At 47.6% G+C, this 25372-nt stretch carries 18 protein-coding genes and 1 CRISPR repeat array; of the genes, 13 read left to right on the forward strand and 5 right to left on the reverse strand.

Features of this window, described 5'->3' with window-relative positions; all coding sequences use genetic code 11:
* The first annotated feature begins 22 nt into the window (after positions 1 to 22).
* The 9 genes from cas1f to envZ all read left to right on the forward strand — a co-directional run bounded on the left by cas1f (position 23) and on the right by envZ (position 15398).
* Positions 23 to 988 (forward strand): type I-F CRISPR-associated endonuclease Cas1f, encoded by a 966-nt coding sequence (gene cas1f, locus CWE15_RS04960; protein ID WP_126756979.1) that lies wholly within the window; start codon positions 23 to 25, stop codon positions 986 to 988.
* Entirely contained in the window at positions 985 to 4344 is a 3360-nt protein-coding gene (gene cas3f, locus CWE15_RS04965; protein WP_126756980.1) for a type I-F CRISPR-associated helicase Cas3f, read from the forward strand. The genes cas1f and cas3f overlap by 4 nt, the downstream gene beginning before the upstream one ends.
* Before the next feature lie 14 nt (positions 4345 to 4358).
* A complete protein-coding gene (gene csy1, locus CWE15_RS04970) occupies positions 4359 to 5705 on the forward strand; it encodes a type I-F CRISPR-associated protein Csy1 (protein WP_126756981.1) in 1347 nt (448 codons plus the stop codon).
* The gene (csy2, locus tag CWE15_RS04975; protein ID WP_126756982.1) at positions 5705 to 6658 is read left to right on the forward strand and encodes a type I-F CRISPR-associated protein Csy2; all 954 of its coding nucleotides are present in this window, start codon (positions 5705 to 5707) and stop codon (positions 6656 to 6658) included. Before csy1 ends, csy2 begins: the two co-directional genes overlap by 1 nt.
* An 18-nt stretch (positions 6659 to 6676) precedes the next feature.
* Entirely contained in the window at positions 6677 to 7672 is a 996-nt protein-coding gene (csy3, locus tag CWE15_RS04980; RefSeq protein WP_126756983.1) for a type I-F CRISPR-associated protein Csy3, read from the forward strand.
* Between the two features lie 3 nt (positions 7673 to 7675).
* A complete protein-coding gene (cas6f, locus tag CWE15_RS04985) occupies positions 7676 to 8323 on the forward strand; it encodes a type I-F CRISPR-associated endoribonuclease Cas6/Csy4 (protein ID WP_126756984.1) in 648 nt (215 codons plus the stop codon).
* A 147-nt stretch (positions 8324 to 8470) separates the two neighbouring features.
* A CRISPR array of direct repeats spans positions 8471 to 12880; the repeat unit is 28 nt; unit sequence GTTCGCTGCCGCACAGGCAGCTTAGAAA.
* Between the two features lie 148 nt (positions 12881 to 13028).
* On the forward strand, positions 13029 to 13250 hold the full coding sequence (locus CWE15_RS04990; RefSeq protein WP_126756985.1) for a hypothetical protein: 222 nt from the start codon (positions 13029 to 13031) through the stop codon (positions 13248 to 13250).
* Positions 13251 to 13358: 108 nt separating this feature from the next.
* On the forward strand, positions 13359 to 14078 hold the full coding sequence (gene ompR, locus CWE15_RS04995) for an osmolarity response regulator transcription factor OmpR (protein WP_157980714.1): 720 nt from the start codon (positions 13359 to 13361) through the stop codon (positions 14076 to 14078).
* A gap of 6 nt (positions 14079 to 14084) precedes the next feature.
* On the forward strand, positions 14085 to 15398 hold the full coding sequence (gene envZ / locus CWE15_RS05000; RefSeq protein WP_126756986.1) for a two-component system sensor histidine kinase EnvZ: 1314 nt from the start codon (positions 14085 to 14087) through the stop codon (positions 15396 to 15398).
* 8 nt (positions 15399 to 15406) lie between these two features.
* On the opposite strand, the gene sthA is transcribed toward envZ, so the two are convergent.
* Together sthA and yrfG are read right to left on the reverse strand one after the other, a co-directional pair.
* Positions 15407 to 16834, reverse strand: coding sequence for a Si-specific NAD(P)(+) transhydrogenase (gene sthA / locus CWE15_RS05005; RefSeq protein WP_126756987.1), 1428 nt, complete (start codon positions 16832 to 16834; stop codon positions 15407 to 15409).
* 69 nt (positions 16835 to 16903) lie between these two features.
* A complete protein-coding gene (gene yrfG, locus CWE15_RS05010; RefSeq protein WP_126756988.1) occupies positions 16904 to 17560 on the reverse strand; it encodes a GMP/IMP nucleotidase in 657 nt (218 codons plus the stop codon).
* Positions 17561 to 17627: 67 nt separating this feature from the next.
* On the opposite strand from yrfG, the gene nudE reads away from it, so the two are divergent.
* Both nudE and cysQ read left to right on the forward strand, forming a co-directional pair.
* The gene (nudE, locus tag CWE15_RS05015) at positions 17628 to 18191 is read left to right on the forward strand and encodes an ADP compounds hydrolase NudE (RefSeq protein ID WP_126756989.1); all 564 of its coding nucleotides are present in this window, start codon (positions 17628 to 17630) and stop codon (positions 18189 to 18191) included.
* On the forward strand, positions 18188 to 19009 hold the full coding sequence (gene cysQ, locus CWE15_RS05020; protein ID WP_126756990.1) for a 3'(2'),5'-bisphosphate nucleotidase CysQ: 822 nt from the start codon (positions 18188 to 18190) through the stop codon (positions 19007 to 19009). The genes nudE and cysQ overlap by 4 nt, the downstream gene beginning before the upstream one ends.
* Before the next feature lies 1 nt (position 19010).
* On the opposite strand, the gene CWE15_RS05025 is transcribed toward cysQ, so the two are convergent.
* Positions 19011 to 19232 carry a YheU family protein gene (locus CWE15_RS05025; RefSeq protein WP_126756991.1) on the reverse strand — a complete coding sequence of 74 codons (222 nt, stop codon included), beginning with the start codon at positions 19230 to 19232 and terminating at the stop codon, positions 19011 to 19013.
* Between the two features lie 8 nt (positions 19233 to 19240).
* A complete protein-coding gene (locus CWE15_RS05030) occupies positions 19241 to 20266 on the reverse strand; it encodes a hydrolase (protein ID WP_126756992.1) in 1026 nt (341 codons plus the stop codon).
* 35 nt (positions 20267 to 20301) lie between these two features.
* Here CWE15_RS05030 and CWE15_RS05035 point away from each other — a divergent pair, with 35 nt between their 5' ends.
* Positions 20302 to 23127, forward strand: a complete 2826-nt coding sequence (locus tag CWE15_RS05035) for an insulinase family protein (RefSeq protein ID WP_126756993.1) — start codon at positions 20302 to 20304, stop codon at positions 23125 to 23127.
* A gap of 24 nt (positions 23128 to 23151) precedes the next feature.
* On the opposite strand, the gene CWE15_RS05040 is transcribed toward CWE15_RS05035, so the two are convergent.
* The gene (locus CWE15_RS05040; RefSeq protein ID WP_126756994.1) at positions 23152 to 25056 is read right to left on the reverse strand and encodes an ATP-binding cassette domain-containing protein; all 1905 of its coding nucleotides are present in this window, start codon (positions 25054 to 25056) and stop codon (positions 23152 to 23154) included.
* 94 nt (positions 25057 to 25150) lie between these two features.
* Here CWE15_RS05040 and CWE15_RS05045 point away from each other — a divergent pair, with 94 nt between their 5' ends.
* Positions 25151 to 25360 carry a YheV family putative zinc ribbon protein gene (locus CWE15_RS05045; protein ID WP_126756995.1) on the forward strand — a complete coding sequence of 70 codons (210 nt, stop codon included), beginning with the start codon at positions 25151 to 25153 and terminating at the stop codon, positions 25358 to 25360.
* The last annotated feature ends 12 nt before the right edge of the window (positions 25361 to 25372 follow it).

A 25372-nucleotide genomic window follows, 5' to 3' on the forward strand; every position in this document is an offset into this window, starting at 1 on the left:
AGCTAAGGTTTGGGAGGACAAATTGGAACAGTTAACAGACTTAAAAGCTATTTTGCACTCGCACAGGGCTAATATTTACTACCTCGAAAAGTGTCGCGTCATGCAAAAAGATGGACGCGTGCTCTACTTAACCGAAGCAGAAAAGCAAAACCAATATTGGAATATTCCAATTGCTAATACCACTTGCTTATTGCTTGGAACAGGCACATCCGTGACGCAAGCTGCCATGCGAATGCTAGCTCAAGCAGGTGTATTGGTTGGATTTTGCGGCGGCGGTGGAACCCCTCTATTAATGGCCAATGAAGTTGAGTGGCTTACTCCACAAAGCGAGTACAGGCCGACAGAATATTTACAAGGGTGGTTAGGTTTTTGGTTTGAAGAAGAAAAGCGCCTGCAAGTGGCTAAACAGTTCCAACAAGCACGCCTAAAATTTTTGAATAAGGTATGGGCAAGCGATAAAGACCTGCAGAATGAAGGCTTTAACAGTAAAAATACAGCTGTTAAAGCCTTTCTAAGTGAGTTTAACAAAAAGATTAACCAAACAGAAAAAGTGACTAAGTTATTTCAGTTAGAGGCTGAACTAACAAAAAAACTTTATAAGTTTGCAGCAGCTGCAACTGGCCAAGAAGGTTTTAGCCGGCAACGAGAAGCAATCGACAAAACCAACGCATTTTTAAACCATGGAAACTATTTAGCCTATGGATTAGCAGCCACTACATTATGGGTGCTTGGAATACCGCACGGGTTTGCTGTTATGCATGGAAAAACTCGCAGGGGTGCATTGGTATTTGATGTGGCTGATCTAATTAAAGACACGATTATATTGCCTTGGGCATTTATAAGCGCACAGGAAAATGCTACCGAGCAAGAATTTAGACAGCAATGTTTGCAAAGCTTCACTAAGCATAAAGCATTGGAGTTTATGTTTAATGAGGTGAAAGCTGCCGCCTTAGCATTTGAAATTAATAACGAGAGCAACGAACTATGATGGTCACATTCGTTTCTCAATGTGAGAAAAAAGCACTAAATAGAACTAGAAGGGTACTCGACGCGTTTGCTAACCGAATTGGAGATAACACCTGGCAAACAGTGATTACGAATGAGGGTTTGCATGCCGTTAAAAAGCTTTTAAGAAAAACAGCCAGCAAAAGCACAGCGGTTAGTTGCCATTGGATACGTTCCCGCTCACGCAGTGATTTGTTATGGATGGTGGGTAATAGAAGAAAGTTCAATGAACAAGGTATTGTGCCGGTGAATTTTACAAAGCGAAACATTCTAAAGAACCATTGGGAGAACAGTTGGCAGTATGCTTCTAGCATTCAAATTATGGCAACACTAGGCGCACTTATGCACGACTTGGGTAAGGCCACTGTTGGTTTTCAAAATAAATTACTTTCCCGCAGCAAAGTAGGCGACCCTTACCGCCATGAATGGATTTCATTGAAAATATTCACTTGGTTGGTTAAAGGTTGTGAAAATGATCAACAATGGTTAGATCGCTTATCCGAAATTGATGACTATCTTGATAAAAATAGATTTAGTGATGATATTTTAGAACAAGCAGAGAAAGAACATGCCGAAATATCCCACTTGCCACCACTTGCACAATGGCTAGCATGGTTAATTGTCAGCCACCATAGGTTGCCGCCTTTAGATTCAGTGTTTATTGAGAATAAAGCAAAATTAAGGGTTAAACAGGGAGATAAAAAGCTTAAGCGCTCACAGAAAAAGTTTTATGAGAAATTAAAGGCTCATGTGTACTGGGTTAAAAATAAAGCAGCGATAGAAGAGAATACCGAAGCCACTAATAATAAGTTCTGGAAGCTGGCTAGTCCTATTATGGATAGCCCTAAATGGCGATCAGGTGTTAAGCGCTGGTCGAAAAAAGCTTTGGCTGATAACACCTTAATGACGTTGGCAGATGAGCAAGATACCATTGCTAACCCAATACTTCTGCATTTATCGCGCCTGAGCTTGATGTTGGGCGACCACAATTACTCTAGCTTAGATTCAGCAAAAAAAGACCATGAAAAACGTCGAGTGAAAGGAGCCGAAGGCTTTAAAGACCTTGCTGCCAATACCGACAGAAAAACCGGCGTAATTAAGCAACCATTAGATGAGCACTTAATAGGTGTCGCCAAATTTACAGCAGAATTTGCTCGTAAACTGCCTATTGTAGCCAATGTGTTACCAAGGCTTGAAAAGCACCAACCATTAGAAAAGCACACAAGCATTCAGCGGTTTAAGTGGCAAAATAAAGCGTTTGATGTTGCCAGGAAATATCAGCAAGCAAGCGATGAAAACGGTTTTTTTGGTGTGAACATGGCCTCGACTGGTTGCGGTAAAACCATTGGTAATGCACGTATTATGTATGCCTTATCTAATCCTGATAAAGGCGCTCGGTTCACCATTGCTTTAGGTTTGCGGATTCTAACGTTACAAACAGGACAGAGCTTTCGCAAAGATTTGAAGTTAGATGAGGACCAGCTTGCGGTATTGGTTGGTGGTGCTAGTAAAGATTTGTTTCACCTGCAAGAAGAACAAGACAGACAAAACGATAGTAAACTTTTTGGCAGCGAATCGGCAGAGTCATTGTTGCACGAATGGGTTGATAGCGATGCCAATATCGATATTTTACATGAGCTAGGCTTAGGGACAGTCGTAGAAAGTAAAAGTGCTCAAGCTTTGTTAGCAACACCAATCGTCAGTTGCACAGTGGATCACATCATACAGGCCAGTGAGAGCAAACGTGGTGGGAAGTACATTGCCCCTATGTTGAGGCTGTTATCAGGGGATCTTATCTTAGACGAACCCGATGATTTCAACCATGAAGACTTGCCAGCATTGGCACGCCTAGTCCACTTGGCAGGCTTGTTTGGGGCAAAAGTATTGCTTTCATCTGCAACCCTACCACCAGACTTGGTTAGCGGTTTATTTGAAGCTTATAAAACGGGTAGAACGCTGTTTAATCAAAGTCAAAATAAGCCAGCTCCACAGGTGGTGTGTGCTTGGTTTGATGAAAATAAAAGCCAAGCGGTTCAAACCTTTGCAACGGAAAAGTTTAACGAACAGCAACAAATCTTTAGTGATAAACGCGCTCAGTTTTTAAATAAACAACCTGCACAGCGAAAGGCAAAAATCCTGCCATTAAAGCTGACTTACAGCTATGAAGATGAGCAATCGTTTTATCTTGAACTCAGTGCCAACCTACTTGAAGAAGCCTTTTCATTACATCAGCAATACCACCTACAACATGAAGACAAGTCGGTCAGTATTGGCTTGATTCGCATCGCTAACATTAAAAATATTATTGAGATTGCCCAAGCTGTTTATAGTGGGGTTGCTATAAATCAAGGCGTACATGTGCACTTGTGTTGTTACCACGCTAGCCAAGTTTTGTTACTAAGAAACAGTTTAGAACAAAAATTAGACACCGTTTTAAAACGAGATGAAGAAGCCCCTGAAGCTTTATTTGCGCACGCTGAAATAAATCAGGCATTAAAACGAAGCTCGGCAAAACATCATATTTTTATAGTGCTTGCTACGCCAGTAGCTGAAGTTGGGCGAGATCACGATTACGACTGGGCCATTGTAGAGCCATCATCGATGCGCTCTATTATTCAACTGGCTGGTCGGGTTTGGCGTCATAGACCACATAAAGTGGCTGATAAAGCGAATATATCCGTGATGCAATACAACATTGCTAGTATGAAAAGTAACCATCAAATAGGCAGGCCAGTTTTTACACGCCCAGGATTTGAAACAGAACATCATTTGCTCGCCACGCATGATATGCATGAGCTAATGCCAGAAGCGTTGCGAGAAAAAATCAATGCCAGCGCACGAATTATTAAAGCGAACCCGTTACAACCTGAGAAGCAGCTGGCTGATTTAGAACAACAAGTAATGCAAACCACTATGAATAATGAAAACCTTAATTTCGTTAATGCTTACTGGCAGCGGCCAAATAATTCACACCGAAGCCACACCTATTTACAAACGTTAAGTCCATTTCGTGCAGGTAGCCTCCAAGAGACATGGCTCGTTATACCAGAAAGTGAGAGTGCATTTGACTTTTATAGTCATGAGCAAGTTATGAAGGAGCGCTTGTCAAAAGCCAGCTTACACAATAAAAATTTTACAATAAGCTCAATAGATCAGAAGAGCTCTCAAGTTAGTCCTTGGTTAACAAATAGTTTGTTTGAAGAGTTAGAAAAGTTACAAAATCAACAACCAGATAAAAGCCTAAATTACTTGGCTATAAAATATGCCACCGTTAGCTTAAGAGAAAGCAGTAGAGGCTGGCGCTTTAACGAGTCTCTCGGGTTTTGGCCGCGTAAATAATAAAGGAGAAAGTTTTGGAAGCGATTACCACACAGCAGGTTAAAGAAGCGATAAATACTTTTTTAACCGAGCAATATGACAAGAAAACCGAAACGCAACAAAAGCAATTGTTAAAAGCAAAAGAGCAAGGTGATTATGAAAAGATAGCCGATCTGAATGAAAAGTTAAGTGCGGCTAAACGAAAATACCAACTTGAAACTTGGATGGCTGATGCGGCTAATAGAATGGCAAATCAGCTTCATTTTGGTACTCATATCTCTAAAGGAATTCACCCTGATGCTAAAGGTGATAATGTTACTTTTATTGACGAGCGCCAAAGCCCGTATGTTGGCACGCATAGTATAGATATAGATGTATTAGATGCTAATGGTAATGCTGCAGCTTTACCGCTGTTTGCTTTTTTTAACCAGCAAGTAAAAAAAGGTGTAAAAATTGGTGATTTAATTATTGAAAAACATGCAGCTACTAATGGTGTTTTTTCTGAAAAAAACGAGTTGTCAGACACTTATTTAAAATCTTTCTATAGTGCGTTAACAGGATCGATAAAAAAGCCAGCTACCCATGAAAGAAATAAGCAATTACTGTGGCCGATAGCTGAGCATGATTATAATGTCATTGTCCCACTCTACCCTTCGGTTTTTACTTACTATCTTTATAATAAAATTAATGACTTGCGTTATTCAGATGAAAACAAAAGTGCTAGAGATAACCGCTTTAAGAAAACCGCTGAGCAAAAACCATACGTTAGTTTATCTAATACTGCAGTTGTCCAGTTAGGAGGCACTAAGCCACAAAATATTAGTTCATTAATGAGTAAGCAAGGCGGGAGAAATTACTTGCTACCTTCGCTACCGCCAAAGTATCAACAAACAGAGCAATTCAAAATTCCTACTTATGCCAATAGTATTTTTGATAAAGCCCTAGATTATCGGTGCAAAGATACTTTCAAAGCCTTGGTGCGTTTAATAGAAACACAATATAACAACGTGAACATTCGTAAAGCTCGTCGAGCGATTCTAGATGACTTGCTTTTTCAAGTTTTTTCAATAGCCAGCTCAATACAACAACAGTACTTACCAGGCTGGAGCCAAAACTTTGCATTGAACTATAGTGAGAAGCTGTGGTTAGACCCGCAACGCTGTTCTATTGAGGGTGAAGAGACATTCAAACAAGACCGTGACAGTAACAACTGGCAAGCCGATATTAGTAAGCGTTTTGCCAGTTGGGTGAATAGCCATTTAAGAAGAAAATTAAAAAACATAAAACATGATTTTGCCGATGCAGAGCACACCGAGTGGCAAAGAGAAATGGACGATATGATCAGCCAAAGCCAGCGTTCAGGTCAGGGGGTATTTTTATAATGAATACAGACAATAAAACCGTAGTGGGTTATTTGGTTTTTAATCGAATACAGGTTGAGAATGCGAATGCTATTTCCAGTCCTATAACTTATGGTTTTCCAGCGATTACAGGTTTTTTAGGCGCAGCACATGCAATGAGCCGAAGATTACAAAACTCACACCTAGCAGAGTTGAGCTTAGGTGGCGTACTGATTGCTTGCCATGATTGCCAACCGCAAGTTTATCAAGCGAGTAGTTATTCTGACTTTACGTTTAATCAAAGCAGAAATCCTATCAAAAGAGATGGTAAAACCGCTTCTATTATTGAAGAAGGCAAATGTCATTTAACCGTGAGTCTTGCAATTGAGGTGTTGGTTGACGAAGACGAAGACGATGACGAAAGTTTAAACAGCACAGAAATAGAGCAACTAATAGCTAACACAACTCAGTGGATACAACAACAGCGTTTAGCCGGTGGTAGTGTGAAAAGCCTAGCTAAATTTAATCCAGTCACATTTGTTGAGCCTGACGACATAGATCAAATAAAGCCATTGATTATGCCCGCATTTGTTTTGATGGATGCCCACAACGACTTAACAGAGCTGACTGGAATCTTACAAGAGAAAGACCATGAACAAACAGCTCTGGACGCGTTGGTTGATGTATGTGTTCTACATCATATTCCTCAAACAGACAGCCAAGGTAATACCCATTGGTCGGTTGAATCTGCCAAAGAAGGGCGCGGCTGGCTGGTGCCTATACCAGTAGGTTATCAAGGAATCTCTGATGTGTTTGAAGCGGGTGAAATGCAACATGCTCGGAACTCTGAATACCGAAGTCAATACGTTGAATCTATTTATAGCTTAGGGAAATGGGTGTTCCCTCACCGAATTAACGATTTAGCAACTGCTTTCTGGCAATACCACCATGATGCTGAAAGCCAACTTTATTTAACTATCCAACCTAATCAGTAAAAAACAAAGGAATGAATTATGACTAAACTAACAACTGCTTCTGTATTAGCTTTTGAACGTAACCTGGATATATCAGACGCTTTTTTCTGGCAGGCCAACAGTCAAGATGAAAACCAACCAGTAAAGCCTGTAACGATTGTTGAAAAATCAGTACGTGGCACTATTAGTAATAGGCTAAAAAATGCTATCGCTAACGATGTGGCTAAACTAGATGCTGAAACAGAAAAAGCAAACTTACAAAAAGTCGATGCAGCAGCACTGGACGTTGAAAACGACACACTCATTGCACGCTGGAGCTGTAAAGTGTTGCCCTTTGACGGGAAACCTAATGTTTGTAACGACCAAGATTATCAACTTGCATTAGAGGCTGTTGTGCAAGGTTATATCCATGAGCATGGTTTAGCAGAGCTAGCAAAGCGCTATGCAACAAACATTGTTAATGCCCGTTGGCTTTGGCGTAACCGCGTTGGTGCTGAAAGTATAGAAGTAACCATTAAGTGTGATGATGAAGTCATTTATTTTAATGATGCCAAACAGTTTGCACTGAATAATTTTGAAAGCAATGACGTTGAACTACAAAAGTTGAGCAACTTAATTGAGCAGGGATTACTAGGTAAAGCTTTTGTTATTTTATATATTGAAGCCAAAGCCGTAGTCGGCTTTGGACAAGAAGTGTTCCCATCGCAAGAGCTTATTCTTGATACTGGCAAAACCAAAAGTAAGGTGCTGTACCAGGTGAATGGCAAAGCAGGCATGCACTCTCAAAAAGTCGGAAATGCTATTCGTACGATAGATACTTGGTATAACGATGCCGAGTTTCCTATCGCCATTGAACCCTACGGTGCTGTAACTACAATGGGTAAAGCTTTTAGACAGCCTAAACAAAAACAAGACTTTTATAGCTTGTTCGATAACTGGATCCTCAAAGGTGAAAAGCCAGAGACGGAACAACAACACTATGTAATGGCTGTACTAATCCGAGGTGGAGTCTTTGGTGCTAGTGGAAAGGAGTAAACTATGAACTTTTATCAGGAAGTCACAGTTATAGAAACACCTGATATATCTCCTTACTTCATCTGGGGTAAGCTTTTTACACAGGTCCATTTGGCACTTGTGGAGCAAAAAGCACCAAATAATAGAGTTCCATTTGGCGTTAGCTTTCCAGAGTATAAGTGCTTTAACGACAAGGGAAAAGCTGTTAAAACGCTTGGACGTAAATTAAGGGTGTTCGCGCATACAGAACAGTTGCTTGACCAGCTTGACTTGCAAAAGTGGTTAATGCGACTAACTGATTACTTGCATATTAAGAGCGTTCAGGCGGTCCCTTCTGAAGTAAAAAGCCATGTAGTTGTTAGCCGTTATCAACCAGTAAAAAACTTAGAAAGAACAACCCGTAGACTTGCAAAACGTCAAGGGATTAGCTTTGAGGAGGCATTAAAACAACAGAACCAACGTTTTGCAGAGCTAAATGGCTACTCATTAAAACAAGCAGAGGAGCACTACCATAACCCTGTAGTTAAGGAGTTCCCATTTATCAAAATAAGTAGTTTAAGCAGCGGTAATAACTACTCACTGCATATAGTTCAAAGAGCAATGGCTAAAGAATGCAAAGGTGACTTTAATACTTATGGCTTGAGCAATGGAGCAACAGTTCCATATTGGTAGCAGAGAAATAAAGTAAACACCCTTTTTTAGCTCTTTAAAAAATAGACAGACAAAACAACAAGTTCCAAATCAGCCTTAAATATTGGGTATAATGAGTAAAAACATGCAGTACACTGTTACTGCATGTTTTTTTGTTCAATTTTTATTGTTCGCTGCCGCACAGGCAGCTTAGAAATTCATAAATTACAGCACAGAATTGATAACTGCGTTCGCTGCCGCACAGGCAGCTTAGAAATTGCGGAATGAAGTAAATAATCGTTCCCTTGCGTTCGCTGCCGCACAGGCAGCTTAGAAAACAACCGAGTTTTCATCTTCTTTCAGCGCAGAGTTCGCTGCCGCACAGGCAGCTTAGAAAATGACAGCCAAAGCTTTAAACCGCCACCTGACGTTCGCTGCCGCACAGGCAGCTTAGAAAAGTTGCGTATCCGTGATTTAGTTGCAAACATCGTTCGCTGCCGCACAGGCAGCTTAGAAAAGACCCTGAACCTATTCCCGATAATGCTTTATGTTCGCTGCCGCACAGGCAGCTTAGAAAATAGAGGCTGTTGCTTTCGTTTCGCATCGTAAGTTCGCTGCCGCACAGGCAGCTTAGAAACCGCACAAACTGAACATACTGCGTAGGCATGGGTTCGCTGCCGCACAGGCAGCTTAGAAATAACATGAGCATCAAGCAGCTTTGCATCTTGTGTTCGCTGCCGCACAGGCAGCTTAGAAATAACTACTTGCTAAAAGGTCAGAAAGTCATGGGTTCGCTGCCGCACAGGCAGCTTAGAAATTCGCGCGCTCAATCACTTCTTCGATGATGATGTTCGCTGCCGCACAGGCAGCTTAGAAATCAAAAAAGATTTGTCGGAAAGTTCGACGAACGTTCGCTGCCGCACAGGCAGCTTAGAAAAAACTCACGCTCGAACATCTCGGCGATTTCTGGTTCGCTGCCGCACAGGCAGCTTAGAAATTCTTGGTCCATCTACTTCAACGGTGAAGTTTGTTCGCTGCCGCACAGGCAGCTTAGAAAAATGGCGGTGGTAAAGCAAAAGGTTCGAATGGGTTCGCTGCCGCACAGGCAGCTTAGAAAAATCGGCGTTGATGTTATAGCGTTATATGACGGTTCGCTGCCGCACAGGCAGCTTAGAAACGTCAACGCATTGATATCTTGCTGAATCTGAAGTTCGCTGCCGCACAGGCAGCTTAGAAAGAAACTCGCGGCAAGAAAAAAGAGTACGTGTTGTTCGCTGCCGCACAGGCAGCTTAGAAAGGATTAAAGTTGACCCTGACACGCAAGAAGAAGTTCGCTGCCGCACAGGCAGCTTAGAAACAATAGGGCTTTCACAAAAGAAACACTCTACCGGTTCGCTGCCGCACAGGCAGCTTAGAAATGTGCGCCCAGTCCGAGCGGTGCTAGTATCGGGTTCGCTGCCGCACAGGCAGCTTAGAAATTCGATACGCTTAAACACGTACTCTTTTTTCTGTTCGCTGCCGCACAGGCAGCTTAGAAAAGTGATGATAAACTCGCGCATCTTATCGAACGGTTCGCTGCCGCACAGGCAGCTTAGAAAGTATGAATCGACCACCTCATCTCCCACCTCTGGTTCGCTGCCGCACAGGCAGCTTAGAAAAGATTAAAATCCTAGCCACCACCACCATAGACGTTCGCTGCCGCACAGGCAGCTTAGAAAACCTCACCAACCGGCGGTAACCACCCATTATCGTTCGCTGCCGCACAGGCAGCTTAGAAATAAAAGCGGATCGCATGATGGAAGAAAACTTGGTTCGCTGCCGCACAGGCAGCTTAGAAATAAAAAAGGATACAAAAAAGCACAATCGGCTGGTTCGCTGCCGCACAGGCAGCTTAGAAAATTTGTTTTTAAAGTGGCAGCGAGAGCAGCTAGTTCGCTGCCGCACAGGCAGCTTAGAAATCAACCACTGCCACATCAATTAAGCCCGTAAAGTTCGCTGCCGCACAGGCAGCTTAGAAAACTTCGGCGATTTGATTTGTACCGATTTGGATGTTCGCTGCCGCACAGGCAGCTTAGAAAGAAGGAAAAGGTAAAGGCATCGGCAAACCGTGGTTCGCTGCCGCACAGGCAGCTTAGAAAACGGGGCAACACTAACTACGGCAGGGCGCACGGTTCGCTGCCGCACAGGCAGCTTAGAAAATCAAGCTCATTCAGTGTTTGCTTTAGCTTTGGTTCGCTGCCGCACAGGCAGCTTAGAAACATGCAGCCAAGCCTCGAAAATCAGCGGTAACGTTCGCTGCCGCACAGGCAGCTTAGAAACGACGAAACCCGCATCGACATTATTGGCACGAGTTCGCTGCCGCACAGGCAGCTTAGAAATCGCAGGATGTCGGTTTGTTGAGCAGGGAGAAGTTCGCTGCCGCACAGGCAGCTTAGAAAAATCGTTTTTATTACTCATCATTCTCTCTCCGGTTCGCTGCCGCACAGGCAGCTTAGAAATTACCGATAGTGATGGAGCGAACAATAAATTCGTTCGCTGCCGCACAGGCAGCTTAGAAAAGTCACTACATAAACCTTGCTATGGTTCGTAAGTTCGCTGCCGCACAGGCAGCTTAGAAAAGTAAAGATCGCACGCTTTGTGGCAATGATCAGTTCGCTGCCGCACAGGCAGCTTAGAAAACACCCTCGACAGTAACTGGGAAAGTCACACCGTTCGCTGCCGCACAGGCAGCTTAGAAAGTCACGGCAGAACCAACCAAAAATTTAACCTTGTTCGCTGCCGCACAGGCAGCTTAGAAAATTGCAGAGTCAGGTACGGTGACTGTTGATTCGTTCGCTGCCGCACAGGCAGCTTAGAAACTGCAATGCTGTCTTGTTAGCTTTGACAATAAGTTCGCTGCCGCACAGGCAGCTTAGAAACACTAAAATCCATTGCAGATAGTAACAAGCGTGTTCGCTGCCGCACAGGCAGCTTAGAAAAGAAAGAAGAATTTTGTATGTATTCATAACATGTTCGCTGCCGCACAGGCAGCTTAGAAAAGACGCCGATCCGACTGCCCCGCCTATCCCTAGTTCGCTGCCGCACAGGCAGCTTAGAAAAGACGGCGAAACTATTTACTGTTACGCTACAGGTTCGCTGCCGCACAGGCAGCTTAGAAAACCTTTTTAGTTAGTTAAAATAGGCGGCTATTGTTCGCTGCCGCACAGGCAGCTTAGAAACATCGATTTGCTAGTGACAAGCGTTTAAGCTGGTTCGCTGCCGCACAGGCAGCTTAGAAACAGTGAAAAGTAATAGCGATGTGGCTGCTAGCGGTTCGCTGCCGCACAGGCAGCTTAGAAATTAAAATCCGCTGCACTCGCTTAGATATAGCGGTTCGCTGCCGCACAGGCAGCTTAGAAATGCATCTGACATAACGCCGATGGCCGCCGATGGTTCGCTGCCGCACAGGCAGCTTAGAAAAAGTGGCAGTAATCGTGCCGACCGCTTTCCAGGTTCGCTGCCGCACAGGCAGCTTAGAAAACCCGAATCTATACCTACAACATGAAAACTATGTTCGCTGCCGCACAGGCAGCTTAGAAATGCCGCTTCTTTACTATCTAATTCAACGCCTGGTTCGCTGCCGCACAGGCAGCTTAGAAATGCCAGGGTTCCGAACAGCGATGATTATATTAGTTCGCTGCCGCACAGGCAGCTTAGAAATGACTCAACAACGACTTCATAACGCCGCACAAGTTCGCTGCCGCACAGGCAGCTTAGAAAAACCTTTTTTAGATTTTAAATAATACATATAAGTTCGCTGCCGCACAGGCAGCTTAGAAAATCTGAAAAACTCCTAGTGTTTCCACACTTTAGTTCGCTGCCGCACAGGCAGCTTAGAAATCGTCCACGGCTTCTAAAATCTCTTGCTCAATGTTCGCTGCCGCACAGGCAGCTTAGAAACATTCGTGGATGCTCATCAAGTGCCAGCCAGCGTTCGCTGCCGCACAGGCAGCTTAGAAAGCTTGCACGTAAGTTTTTGAGAACTCGCTGAAGTTCGCTGCCGCACAGGCAGCTTAGAAATTTCAACTCAACTCAAGTTTTAGAAATAGACCGTTCGCTGCCGCACAGGCAGCTTAGAAAATGTACGGAAGCGAGCGAAGGAGTCTCCCTGAGTTCGCTGCCGCACAGGCAGCTTAGAAAAGACGATTGTGCTTGCTGAGAACTGGGCAGGCGTTCGCTGCCGCACAGGCAGCTTAGAAATATGATTATATCTGGAGGTCGTAAGTAATGCCGTTCGCTGCCGCACAGGCAGCTTAGAAACGAAACAAACGAACAGGGGCGCGTCGTCCACAGTTCGCTGCCGCACAGGCAGCTTAGAAATTAAAAACATATGCCGTTCGCTCTACAAGAGGGTTCGCTGCCGCACAGGCAGCTTAGAAATTACTAATAGGGGGGTCTAATACCTAAAGTCAGTTCGCTGCCGCACAGGCAGCTTAGAAACATCATTTCGCATGTGGTGCAGTTCTTCACGAGTTCGCTGCCGCACAGGCAGCTTAGAAAGTTGGCACCTGTTTGAATTGATGGTTGTGAAGGTTCGCTGCCGCACAGGCAGCTTAGAAAGTTAAGATGAGGTGTACCCATCCGCTGCAGCTAAGGTAGGTATAATTTTTCGACTTTTACCTAAACAAAACGCCCAACCCCAACTATACTTATTAAGCTAGCTTGTTTTTTGTACGGGTTAGCCAACCATTCATGTTGGAGGTGCAGTATGCGTAAACAACATATATTACTCATAGCGGCGGTTTCTGTTGCTATGGCGGGTTGCTCGTCTATGTCGAAGAACGAAAAAATGAGTGCTGTAAATGCAGAACATTACGAAGTGGACTGGGAATATGTTTCCATGGTTGAAAAAAGTAATCGTAATGGTGCTGCTCCTGCTCGGGTTATTTGGGTAAACCCACCAGTTAAAAAAACCGAAGAAGGCCGCTAGTCTCGGCGCCAGTTGCGTTAACACTATGTTACAAGGACGAGCATTTTTGCTTGGCATATGACGTGCTTAGCCCCTACACTATTGGTTCTAATTTGTTGGGGGTAAAACGTGAGTGAACTGGCTGAGCGGCTGTTAATTGTTGACGACGACGCGAGACTGCGTGCGTTATTAGAGCGCTACTTTACTGAGCAGGGGTTTCAGGTGCGTGCCGTGGCGGACGCTGTGCACATGGACCGTTTGTTACTGCGAGAAACTTTTCACTTAATTGTGCTCGACTTAATGTTGCCTGGTGAGAATGGCTTGTCTATTTGTAAACGGCTGCGCGAGAAAGGAAATAACTTGCCTATTATTATGCTAACGGCAAAAGGCGACGAAGCGGACCGCATTTTAGGCTTGGAAGTGGGTGCAGACGACTATATGCCCAAGCCGTTTAACCCGCGCGAGCTGTTGGCGAGGGTGCGGGCTGTGTTGCGGCGGCAAACCCGTGAGGCACCGGGAGCGCCTAGTGCTGAAAGTGAGGTGGTGGCCTTTGGTGGTTTTGAGTTTAACTTGGGCACGCGGGAACTGTTGGCGGGCGACAAGGTAATAAATTTAACCAGTGGCGAGTTTGCGGTACTGAAAGCGCTGGTAAACCACCCGCGGGAGCCCTTGTCCCGCGACAAACTGATGCACCTGGCTCGTGGTCGCGACTATAGCGCTATGGAGCGCAGTATTGATGTGCAGGTGTCGCGCTTACGGCGCATTATTGAAGCCGACCCAACCAGCCCGCGGTACTTACAAACCGTGTGGGGGCTAGGGTATGTGTTTGTGCCCGACGGTGTGGCCTAACCTTTTATGAAGCTGCTTCCTCGCACGGCCTTTAGCCGTACTTTGGTACTATTGGTTAGCGTATTGCTTATTAACCAAGTGGTGTCGTACCTGATGATCACCCTCTATGTGGTGAAGCCGGGGGTGCAGCAAATGAGCTACTTGGTTGCCAAGCAAATTCAAACCCACCAGTTAATTGCTCAGCAGCGCTTGCTTCCTAACTTACAACAAGGCTACCAAGAAATTTCTGGGGTGGAGGAATTTACCTTGGAGCAAGCGGCTGTGCGCGGCTTGCAAGGGGCTACAGCTTATTCCTTTATTGCCAATGAAGTAAGTAAGGTGCTGCAACAGCCTGTGGAAGTACGCTTTCGCCAAACCGATGTTATTCAAGTGTGGGTACAAATTGACGGGCAACAAAGCTGGTATCGGGTCGAATTAGAAGGCTTTAACGAAGGTGAAGTGCCGCCCTTGCTTTTATACCTGTTACTCATTGGGGTGCTAAGTATTGCCGGTGGGGCTTGGTTTGCGCGCTGGCTAACACGGCCCTTAAGGCGCTTACAACAAGCCGCCTTCGACATGAGCCGTGGGGTGTACAACCAAAAGCTGCCGGAAGCGGGAGTTTCGGAAGTGCGCAGTGTGACGCGTGCCTTTAACCATATGGCACATAGTATGGAGAAGTTAGAAGCGGACCGGTCTTTATTATTAGCGGGTATTTCCCATGACTTGCGCACGCCGCTTACGCGCATACGGTTGGCGGCTGAAATGCTGGCGCCGACAGGCGAAGCAGCAGAGCAAGATCCTATGTTTGCGGGGATTGTGCACGACATAGACGACATGAATGCGATTGTGGATCAGTTTGTGGACTTTGTGCGTTCGCCCGAAATGGGTGAACAAGCCTTGGTGCAATTAAACGAGCTCATACACGACGTGGCCTTAACTAATGAGTACACGGAGTTAGAGCCCATTCAGCTCATGTTGAGCAACGACTTGCCGGCGGTTTGGGTTAATGAAACGGCGATAAAGCGGGTATTAGCTAACCTGGTGGTGAATGCGCGTCGCTATGGCGAGCCCCCTATTGTTATTGCCTCGGGCGTGGACAAGCGTGCCAACCAAGTGTGGTTTGAGGTACGGGATGGCGGCAAAGGTATTGCTCAGGAAGCTTTTGAACATATGTGCGCGCCTTTTAGCCAAGGTAATGCTGCGCGAAGTGGGGAAGGAACCGGCTTAGGGCTGGCCATAGTGCGTCGGATAGTCGACGCACACGGTGGCCAGTTACGTATGCAGCAAGAGCCGGGCGGCTTTTGTGTACGGGTGGAATTACCCTTAAAGAGCCGCCATTAAATGCTTGCTTAGTTCTTCGGTGCTAGCCGGTTCATGCCGTTGAGTGCCGCCACACGGTAAGCTTCAGCCATGGTGGGGTAGTTAAAGGTGGTATTAATAAAGTAGTTAATATTATTTCCACCGTTTTTCTGTTCCATAATGGCTTGGCCGATATGAATAATTTCTGAGGCTCGCTCGCCGAAGCAGTGAATGCCTAATATTTCCAGCGTGTCGCGGTGGAAAATAAGTTTTAAGCTGCCCACGTCGCTGTCGGCAATTTGTGCCCGAGCCAAGTGTTTAAATTGGGCGCGACCCACTTCGTAAGGCACATTGTCGGCAGTTAGCTGCTCTTCTGTGGCGCCTACCGAGCTAATTTCTGGAATGGTGTAAATACCCGTGGGTATGTCGGAGATAAGCTTGGTTTCGCAGGTGCCTTCGAGCATGGCTGTGGCGGCAATGCGGCCTTGGTCGTAAGCGGCACTGGCTAAGCTTGGGTAGCCAATAATGTCGCCCACGGCGTATACGTTGTCTACGTTGGTGCGGTAGTTCGGGTCGACTTCTAGTTGGCCTCTGTGGTTAGCTTCTAGGCCAATGGCTTCTATATTTAAGCGTTCAATATTACCTGAACGGCCGTTGGCGAATAACAAACAGTCAGCATACATGCGCTTGCCCGACGTGGTGGTTAAAATAACTCCGTCGTCGCGGCCTTCAATGGTTTTGTATTCTTCACCGTGACGAATAATAACCCCGTTATTGCGCAGGTGATAGCTAATCGCGTCGGAGAACTCCGAGTCGAGGAACGACAGCAGGCGTTCGCGGTTATTCACCAAGTCCACTTTCACCCCAAGCCCACGGAAAATACTAGCGTACTCACAACCAATCACCCCAGCTCCAACAATAATAATAGAGCGTGGGTCGTGCTGCAGGGTGAGCACTGTGTCGGAGTCGTAAATGCGTGGGTGGGCAAAGTCTACATCGGCGGGGCGATAAGGCCGCGAGCCGGTGGCGATAACCACGTTCTTCATTTGAATACATTCAATAGAGCCGTCGTGTTTCTTTACTTGCAAGTGGTTTTTGTCAAGGAACGAGGCAGAGCCATGAATGACACTGACGTCGTTGCGCACATAAAAGCTACTACGCAGGTTCACTTGTTTGCGAATGACGGTTTCCGAATGATGCAGTATTTCTTTAAAGGACAAGCGCCGCGGCACCTGGTCTTTCTTAAACAAGGGGCTGGCGTTGTATTCGATAAGGCGGTTCACCGAATGGCGCAAAGCTTTCGAAGGGATGGTGCCTCTGTGAGTGCAGTTGCCTCCAAGCCGCGGATTGGCTTCAACAATGGCCACTTTTTGGCCACGTTTGGCCAGCATCATGGCGGCTCCTTCACCCGCTGGGCCTGAGCCAATCACGACAAAGTCGTACGATGCGGTTACTTTCTTGCTGTGGTGCTTGGGCATAGGCTCCTCAAATGCTGCTAACTGTGTGCTATATATGGAATTGTAACTTAAAACTGCATGGAATGGGTATCAATTGAGTGTATGTAACTCTGCAAAAGATGCCACCGACATATGCCGGCTAAAGCGTGTTGCTGGCTTTTGGCTGTCGGGTGTTTCAATACCAAGGGTGTAACGAATACCAAAAGTACGTGCGCTGTCGAGTATGTGTTCACCGTCGTCGACAAAAAGGGTGCGTTTTGGGTCGAAGTGGTAATGGGTTTGCAGGTTTTGCCAAAGCTCTTGAAATTCTTTGCAGTAACCGAAGCTATGGGTTGAAAATTGCTCTGGGCAGCGTGTTTTTAAGTCCGTGTACTGGTTTTTGAGTGCCAACACGTCGGGGTGCGCGTTGGTGATAATAGCCATGTCTTTGCCTGCTTGTTTTAGGGCGTCCAAGAAACCCGGAGCGTCGGGCCGATACTTTATTTTATTGGCGTAGTGCTTTTTCAGAGCCCGAATAGGCAGCTCGAGTGTTTGCTCCCAATAGTCAATGCAATACCAGTGCAGGGTACCTGCCACTTGGCTGAACGCGTGGTTAAAAAAAGCTTGGGCTTCTGGTGTGGCAATATTATGCTCTTTGGCGTAGCACTCAAGGATGTACTGATTCCAAAAATGGTTGTCGTAATGGAGGTCCAGCAACGTGCCGTCCATGTCGAGTAATACTGTGTCTATGTCGGACCAATTTAACATGACGTTTCCCCGTGGTTTGGTTATGGTATGAATTCAATACCGGATTGGAGCGAAGAGCAAAAACATTATGGCCGAAAAGCAAGTTCCCACTATTCTCTCACGCCAGATTGTAGCGAAAAGTCGGCTGCTTCGCATTGAAGCCCTCGAGTTAAAATTTAGTAATGGGGTGAGGCGTCAGTACGAGCGCATGCCAGGCAGTGGCCGGGGTGCCGTTTTAGTGGTGCCCATGCTGGACGACGACACCATGTTATTAATTCGGGAATATGCGGCAGGTTTACATAATTATCAGTTAGGTTTCCCCAAAGGCTTGGTGGACCCAGGCGAAACGCCAGAGCAAGCGGCCAACCGCGAGTTGAAAGAAGAGGTTGGCTACGGCGTGGGCGAGTTAAAAGAATTGAAGCAAGTCACGGTGGCTTCGTCGTTTATGGACTCGAATATGCATTTGTTTGTGGGTCGCCATTTATACCCAGAAAAGCTAGAAGGGGACGAGCCAGAGCCCTTAGAGGTGGTGCCATGGAAATTGTCGCAATTAGACGAGCTGTTGGTGCAGCCCGACTTTACCGAAGCGCGCAGCATTGCGGCTGTGCTGCTGTTACGCCGCTGGCTTGATCACGAGGGATGGCCCACATGAACTATGACTTAGCAGCTTTATTGCCAAAGGCGGGCGCTGTTGCAATGGACACCGGGAAGCTGCTATTGGCACAGCAGCAAGAAGGGACTTTTGAAATAAAAGCCAAAGGTGACGACTCGCCGGTTACTTCCGCCGACTTTGCGGCCAGCCAACTGATAGTTACGCGGCTTAGCCAGCTAACCCCTGACATTCCCGTACTGACAGAAGAAGCGTTGAAGCCTTGGGCTGAGCGGCAAACGTGGCAACGCTACTGGCTGGTGGACCCGCTGGACGGGACCCAGGAATTTATTTATGGCAGTGGCGACTTCGCCGTAAGCATTGCGCTTATGGAGCATAACCAGCCGGTGTTAGGAGTTATTTACTGGCCGGACAAAGGGGCCTTGTACTCTGCTGGGAAAGGGCTTGGGGCGACCCGGCAAAGGGCAGGCGTGACTGAGCCCATTCGGGTGAATAAGTTACAGAAACCTGAGCAAGGGCCCTTGACCATTGCGTTAAGCCGCCGCCAACCCGTCGACCGCGTGCTGTCGCAAATGGCCGTAGGCGAGCGGCAAACCCATGCGTTACATACGGGGAGTTGTGCGCTGAAGTCGTGCTTGGTAGCCGAAGGCGCTGCTGACTGTTTCTTGCGGGTAGGCATTACCGGGGAATGGGACACAGCCGCAGCGCAAATTTTGGTGGAAGAGGCCGGGGGGCAGTTGGTGAGTGTGGACTTTGAGCCTATTCGTTATAACCAAACCGACGACTTAACCAACCCCGACTTTTTGGTGTTGGGTGACCCGTCGGTGCCTTGGCAGGATATTTTTCCGAAGTCGCCTTAGTTTAGTCCGGCGTGACTTGGTGCGCCGGCACTATATTCACGCTTTCATGCAGTTCTGAGTACACTATAAGCGCTTTGCCACTTTTTAGTTGTTCGCGCACCTGGGCGACTTTCGTTGCTAAGGGCACGTCCTGTTCGCCGTATTCGGTTCCTTCCATTAATACAAATTGTTCAATTAACCGGTTCAGAGTTTCCGGCTCTAAGTCTTGCCATGGAATGCGCATAAAGCTCCTTATTTGTTGTGTGGTGTATGTAAAGAAAACCAATGCATGAGCCGCGGCGGCAACCAAGGGGTCGCTTTCCCTTGCCGCTGTTCGATAAAGCCCACATGACCGCCCCGCTGTTGAAGTTCGTAGTGTACTTGCGGGCTGAGTTGGTTTGGGTGGGGGATAGACGCCGCACAGGTAAAGGGGTCGTCTTTTGCGTGGACCACCAACAAAGGGTGCTGTACTTGGGGTAAAAACTGCAAACCACTGCACTGTTGGTAATAGTCGTCGGCGTCGGCAAACCCATGCAAAGGGGCTGTCACTAAATTGTCGAACGTGGGGAAGTCGCGAATGGCTAATAAAGTACGCTCGGAAATACTGAGTTGAGAACGAATGATGCCCCTTTCAAGTTTGAGCCATGTTTTTTGCTTTAGCTGGTTCAGTAGGTGGTTTCGGTACATGCGCGACCAGCCTTTGTTAACCCGAACTGAGCTGGGTGCTAAGGCTAAGGGAGGTGAAACAGCGCTGGCAGCGACAATGGGCAGTTCTGGTGATTCGGCCAATAACTTCACCAGCATGTTGCCGCCTAAGCTATACCCAGCGGTAAACAAAGGGTTGTTGGGGAAGTGTTCGGCTAAATGCTGCAAAAAGTAGCGGGCGTCGCCCGTGTCGCCAGAATGGTACGCCCGGGCTAAGCGGTTGGGCCGGCCGGAACAGCTGCGAAAGTGCATGACCACCGCATACCAACCTTGTTGCCTAGCGGCCAGCATAAGTTGGTCTGCATAAGACGAGCGCGCGCTGCCTTCTAAACCATGAAAAATAACCACCAAGGGCGCAGGGCGTGCGGCTACGGTGACAGGGTCGTCCGACCAAGCCAAGTCGACAAAGTCGCCGTCGGGCAAGGGAAATTCATGCCAGTGTAACGTGGCCATGCACTGGTATTTCGCAAGTCGCGACCACAGGGTTTGTAGGTGGTTGTTCCGAAACCACGGGTGTGGTTTGAAATGGTTCGAAACAATTGTTTCATTGTGGCTCGTTGGTGGAGCTTGCATAATCATACTTTCACTCGACTAAATGGACACGACCTATGAAGATTTCATTCTACTTGTACCTAACTGTAGCACTTTTAGGTGCCGCGTTGGTGGGTTGTACACAGCCTAAACCTAGCGACACGACACAAGTATATACCAGTCCTTACGACACCCGCGAGTACCGCACCCTGACCCTAGAAAACGGGTTACAGGTCATGTTGGTCAGCGACCCGGAAACGGAGAAGTCGGCAGCGGCGCTAGCAGTGCACGTGGGGAGTATGCAAAACCCCGACGAACAATTAGGGCTGGCACACTTTCTAGAGCATATGTTGTTTTTAGGGACAGAGAAATACCCAGACCCAGACGAATACAGTGAATTTATGTCGCGTCATAATGGTATGCATAACGCCTACACAGCGGACGACCATACCAATTATATGTTTGAAATAAATAACAGTGCCTTGCCCGAAGCTCTCGACCGCTTTGCAGACTTTTTCAAAGCGCCTTTGTTTACGCCGGAATATGTGGAGAAGGAAGTAAATGCGGTGAATTCGGAGTGGTCGATGCAGCGGGCGAACGACGGCTTTGTGCTGTTTGCATTGAATAATACCACACTAAACCCGGCGCACCCTATTTCGCGCTTCCGCATTGGTAACAGCGAGTCGCTTGGCGACAAAGAAAATAGCAAGCTGTTAGACACCATGGTGGACTTTTACCAACGCTATTACTCGGCCAACCTTATGACCGCCGCAGTAACGGGAAACCGCAGTTTAGACGAGCTTGAACAGCTGGCGCGTGACGCATTTGCGGACATTCCTAACTTCAACGCCACAGTAGAGCCTATTACTGCGCCACCTGCGACAGCAAATGAATTGCAGCAGGTTATTTTTTATAAGCCACAAATTGAAACCCGTGAGCTGTTGCTAGACTTTACCCTGCCTGACTTGAGTGGTTCGTTCCGCAGTAAGCCTGCAACCATTGTGGCGTACCTTATTGCTTCTGAAATGCCAGGTACGCCGGTGGCGTTGCTGCGTGAGGCGGGCTTGATTGAGTCGGTGAATGCCTGGGGTGAAACCAATAATTACGGCAATGCTGGGCGTTTACGCGTGCATATAAGTCTGACAGAACAGGGATACGCCCAGAAGGACGTTATTTTAGGGCTGATGTTCCGTTACTTCCAGCAGCTGCGTGAGCAAGGCGTAAATGAAGACTATGTGGAAGAAGTGCGCACTGTTTTAAATAACGACTTTCAGTTCCTGCGTCGGGCCGGTGCCTTTCAGTATGTGTCAAGCTTAGCAGCCAGTATGCTAACCGTGCCTGCCGAGCATGCGGTAGACGCAAACTACCGGTTAGACAGTTTCGATAAAGAAAAAACGCAGGGGGTGCTAGACAAATTAACACCAAGCAATGTGCGTATATTTGTGATTGCACCAGACGTTGAAACCAACCAAAGCATGCATTTTTTTGATGCTGAGTACAGTGTCAAACCGTTAGCTGACAGTACCATTGCTGAATGGAAACAGCTGGCCAGTGCCGTACCCATTAAGCTTCCTGCTGTGAACCGCTTGTTACCGGAAGACTTAAGCCTGGTTGCCGGCGAGGTACGTGAAACGCCGCGTGAGCTAATAAATGAAGCGGGTGTGTCTTTGTTGTACCAGCGCAGTGAACGCTTTCAAGAGCCGCGGGCCGTGGTGAGTGTGAACTACTATAAGCAGTTGAGCGAGCTAACCTGGGAAGAGCGCACCGCAGCGCGTATGTTGCTGAATGCCTTCAACCTAAGCCAACGTGGTTTAGCCCGTGAAGCAGGCATTGCGGGTGTGCAGTACAGCTTAAACCTGGGGACAGGGTTAGAGTTACGTATGTCAGGCTTTAACGACAAGCAGCCTTTGCTTGCGAACTTAGTGATGGAGCGCTTTATGGCGTTTGAGCCGACGGCTGAACAGTTAGAACAGTCGCGTGATCGCTTCCGCAGAGACATTGAAAACATGCAGCGTGAACGTCCATTACGTCGCTTGTTCCCAACTTTTTCAGCACTGACGCGGCCCGAGTACAAAAGCTACGAAGCACGTTTAGCCGGCTTGCAGGCCATTACTGCCGAACAAGTGTTGGCCAGCCGTGACGTGCTACTTAGCGACGTGTTGGTGCGGGCTTTTGTGTATGGCAATTACACGGAAACGGGCGCCAAAACCCTAACGCAAACCCTTGCTGGTTATGCCCAGGTGAACGCCGCGCGTCGTTTCCGAGAGCATGAGCCAGTACGTAACATAAACACCTTTCCGGTGGGCTTTCAAAGCGACACGGCATTAAGCGACAGTGCGGTTTTAGACGCTTACATTCTGGACGACACGGGTATGGCGTTGGAGCTGGCCGCCGAAATGTTACGCGACCTGATGCATACGCGTTTCTTTAACCAGTTGCGTACGGAAGAGCAACTAGGCTATGCCGTGGGTGTAACCACACTTGGTTTACAAGACAAACCTGGATTAGGCTTTTATATTCAAAGCCCTGTGCGTGGCCCTGGTGCATTAGTGGAGCGGTTCGACACCTTTAAAGCAGACTTTGCTGAGTTTTTAGCAACACTGAGCGACGAGCGCTTTGCTGAGGTGCAGGCGGCAGTGCGTACCAGCCTGATGCAGCCGGCACAAAACCTCAATGAGGAAGCGGCCCGAATGCGTGCAGAATGGCTCAAAGAGCAACCGCAATTCGACCGCAGAGAGCAAAAACTGGCGCTGGTTGATGCCATGCAAAAAGAAGACTTACAGGCCTTGTATACACGTATGCTAGCTGACGACGCAGTGCGTGTGCGGGTGGAGTTCCGCGGCAGCGACTTTCGTGAAGAGGCGTTTGCCGACGCGGCAGGATGGACCCTGCTGAGTCAGTAAACCATGTAAAAAAGGGGCGAGCAGCTAGCTGAGCTGCTCGTACTCTGCTTCCAATTCAAGCCATTCGGCTTCCACCTGCTCCAACTCACTTTGTAACTTACCTTGCTGCTGAAATAAGGCTTGTAGTTGGTCTGCGGGTGTATTTTGGTATATCTCAGGGTCTGCTAACTGGGTGTTAATTTCGTCTAAGGCTTCGCTAAGACGTTCCATGGCTTGTTCTGTTTTTTTAATTTTATTGCGTATAGGTTGTAACAGTTGGCGTTGTGCTGCTGCGGCTTGGCGTTGTTGGCGCTTTTGATCGCGGCTGTCGCTGTTGGTGGTGCTTTTAGAGGCCGCGTCACACGAGTCTTCAATTGAAGAGTTTTGTTCGTTTAACCAGCGGCTGTAGTCGTCGAGGTCGCCTTTAAAAGGCTCAACGGCTCGGTCAGCCACTAAGTAATAGTCGTCGACAGTGGCTCGCAGGAAGTGGCGGTCGTGAGACACCACCACCATAGCACCGGTAAATTCTTGCAGTGCCATAACCAAGGCTTCACGCATGTCGAGGTCGAGGTGGTTGGTGGGCTCATCCAGCAGTAATAAGTTTGGTCGCTGGTATATAAGCAGGGCTAATACCAGCCGGGCTTTTTCACCCCCAGAGAAAGGTGCCACGGGCTCAAAGGCTCGGTCGCCTTTAAAGCCAAATCGGCCAAGGTAGTCGCGCAGGCTTTGCTCTGAAGCTTTCGGCGCTATGCGCAGCAAATGGGCCATGGCGGTTTCTTCTGGGTGCAAGGTGTCTAACTGATGCTGGGCAAAGTAGCCAATGGCAAGGCCGGCACTGGGCTCGCGTTCGCCTTGCAGGGGCTGTAATTCACCCGCCAGCAGTTTGGTTAAGGTGGACTTCCCCGCGCCATTACGGCCTAACAAACCAATCCGGCTGCCAGGCACCAGGTTTAATTGAATAGCCGAAAGTATCACAGTGTCGCCATACCCCGCTTGCACCTGGTCGAGCTTAATGAGCGGGTTTGGTAGCTTGTCGGGCTTGGGGAACGTAAGGTCGTAACTGTTGGACTCGTCAATAGGTGCGGTCGCCGTAAGCTTTTCTAAAGCCTTTAAGCGGCTTTGAGCTTGCTTGGCTTTACTGGCTTTTGCCCGGAAGCGGTCGACAAAGCTTTGCAGGTGCGCACGCTGAGTCTGCTCCTTGTCGAATTGCTGCTGAGCTTGAGCCCGGCGTTCAACACGCTGGCGCTGAAAGCTGGAGTAGTTGCCGTTGTAGCTGTGGGTGGTGCCCTGTTCAATGTGGATGGTGTGGGTAATCACACCATCCAGAAAGTCGCGGTCGTGGGAAATGATCATCACGGTGCCCGGGAAACGGGTGAGCCAACCTTCCAACCAAATAATGGTGTCTAAGTCGAGGTGGTTGGTGGGTTCGTCCAGTAGCAGCAGGTCGGCTCGGGCTATGAGCGCTTGGGCGAGGTTGAGCCGCATTCGCCACCCGCCCGAGAAAGACCGAACCGGGTGGGTCAGTTGTTCTGTGGTAAAGCCAAGGCCTGCAAGCAAAGAAGCTGCGCGCGCTTCAATTTGATAACCACCAATGGTGTCCAGCTGGCCATGTAAATTTGCAATGGCATGGCCGTCGTTGTCTGCTTCGGCTTGGGCAAGGGCTGCCTGTACCTGCGTATATTCGGTGTCGCCCGCTATAACGTACTCCTGCGCGGGCGTGTCTAGGGCCGGGGTTTCCTGAGCCACACTGGCAATACGCCAGGCTTTTGGTAACCCAAGTTCACCGTGATCTTGCTTGAGCTTTCCTTGCAGCAAAGCAAACAGCGACGACTTGCCTGTGCCATTGGCACCGACTAAGCCGACACGTTGGCCCGGAAAGATGGTAAACTGTGCATCGGTAAGGAGTTGCTTACTGCCGCGCATCAAACTTAGGTTTTCAGCTTTGATCATAGAATTTCTGATGGTTATTAAGTGGAAGCGTAAGTCCGCATGATACTGGTTTTAGCTACGCATTGTTAGAGACAAGAGAAGGAAACAGAACGTTATGGCCCGAACACGTAAACGTTTTATAGCGGGCTCTGTATGCCCAGAGTGTAAAGACGACGACAGCTTAATGCTGTACGAAGAAGGTGGGCAAGAGCACGTGGAGTGTGTGTCGTGTAATTATAAAATTAGCGAGCGTGACGCAACGCAAAAGAATGAAGCTCAGCCAACAGCTGCGAACGAACAAGTAATAGGTTACTTTAAGCCTTAAACAGCTTATAAA

It is taken from the genome of Aliidiomarina taiwanensis, from assembly GCF_003987015.1.
Classification (GTDB): domain Bacteria; phylum Pseudomonadota; class Gammaproteobacteria; order Enterobacterales; family Alteromonadaceae; genus Aliidiomarina; species Aliidiomarina taiwanensis.

Bases quoted from the DNA above. Each gene is read 5' to 3' on its own strand.
- CWE15_RS05025 (WP_126756991.1), bottom strand. From the start codon at position 19,232: ATGCGCATTCCATGGCAAGACTTAGAGCCGGAAACTCTGAACCGGTTA.
- csy3 (WP_126756983.1), top strand. From the start codon at position 6,677: ATGACTAAACTAACAACTGCTTCTGTATTAGCTTTTGAACGTAACCTG.
- sthA (WP_126756987.1), bottom strand. From the start codon at position 16,834: ATGCCCAAGCACCACAGCAAGAAAGTAACCGCATCGTACGACTTTGTC.
- cas6f (WP_126756984.1), top strand. From the start codon at position 7,676: ATGAACTTTTATCAGGAAGTCACAGTTATAGAAACACCTGATATATCT.
- CWE15_RS05040 (WP_126756994.1), bottom strand. From the start codon at position 25,056: ATGATCAAAGCTGAAAACCTAAGTTTGATGCGCGGCAGTAAGCAACTC.
- nudE (WP_126756989.1), top strand. From the start codon at position 17,628: ATGGCCGAAAAGCAAGTTCCCACTATTCTCTCACGCCAGATTGTAGCG.
- csy2 (WP_126756982.1), top strand. From the start codon at position 5,705: ATGAATACAGACAATAAAACCGTAGTGGGTTATTTGGTTTTTAATCGA.
- cas3f (WP_126756980.1), top strand. From the start codon at position 985: ATGATGGTCACATTCGTTTCTCAATGTGAGAAAAAAGCACTAAATAGA.
- CWE15_RS05045 (WP_126756995.1), top strand. From the start codon at position 25,151: ATGGCCCGAACACGTAAACGTTTTATAGCGGGCTCTGTATGCCCAGAG.
- cysQ (WP_126756990.1), top strand. From the start codon at position 18,188: ATGAACTATGACTTAGCAGCTTTATTGCCAAAGGCGGGCGCTGTTGCA.
- CWE15_RS05035 (WP_126756993.1), top strand. From the start codon at position 20,302: ATGAAGATTTCATTCTACTTGTACCTAACTGTAGCACTTTTAGGTGCC.
- CWE15_RS05030 (WP_126756992.1), bottom strand. From the start codon at position 20,266: ATGCAAGCTCCACCAACGAGCCACAATGAAACAATTGTTTCGAACCAT.
- envZ (WP_126756986.1), top strand. From the start codon at position 14,085: ATGAAGCTGCTTCCTCGCACGGCCTTTAGCCGTACTTTGGTACTATTG.
- yrfG (WP_126756988.1), bottom strand. From the start codon at position 17,560: ATGTTAAATTGGTCCGACATAGACACAGTATTACTCGACATGGACGGC.
- CWE15_RS04990 (WP_126756985.1), top strand. From the start codon at position 13,029: ATGCGTAAACAACATATATTACTCATAGCGGCGGTTTCTGTTGCTATG.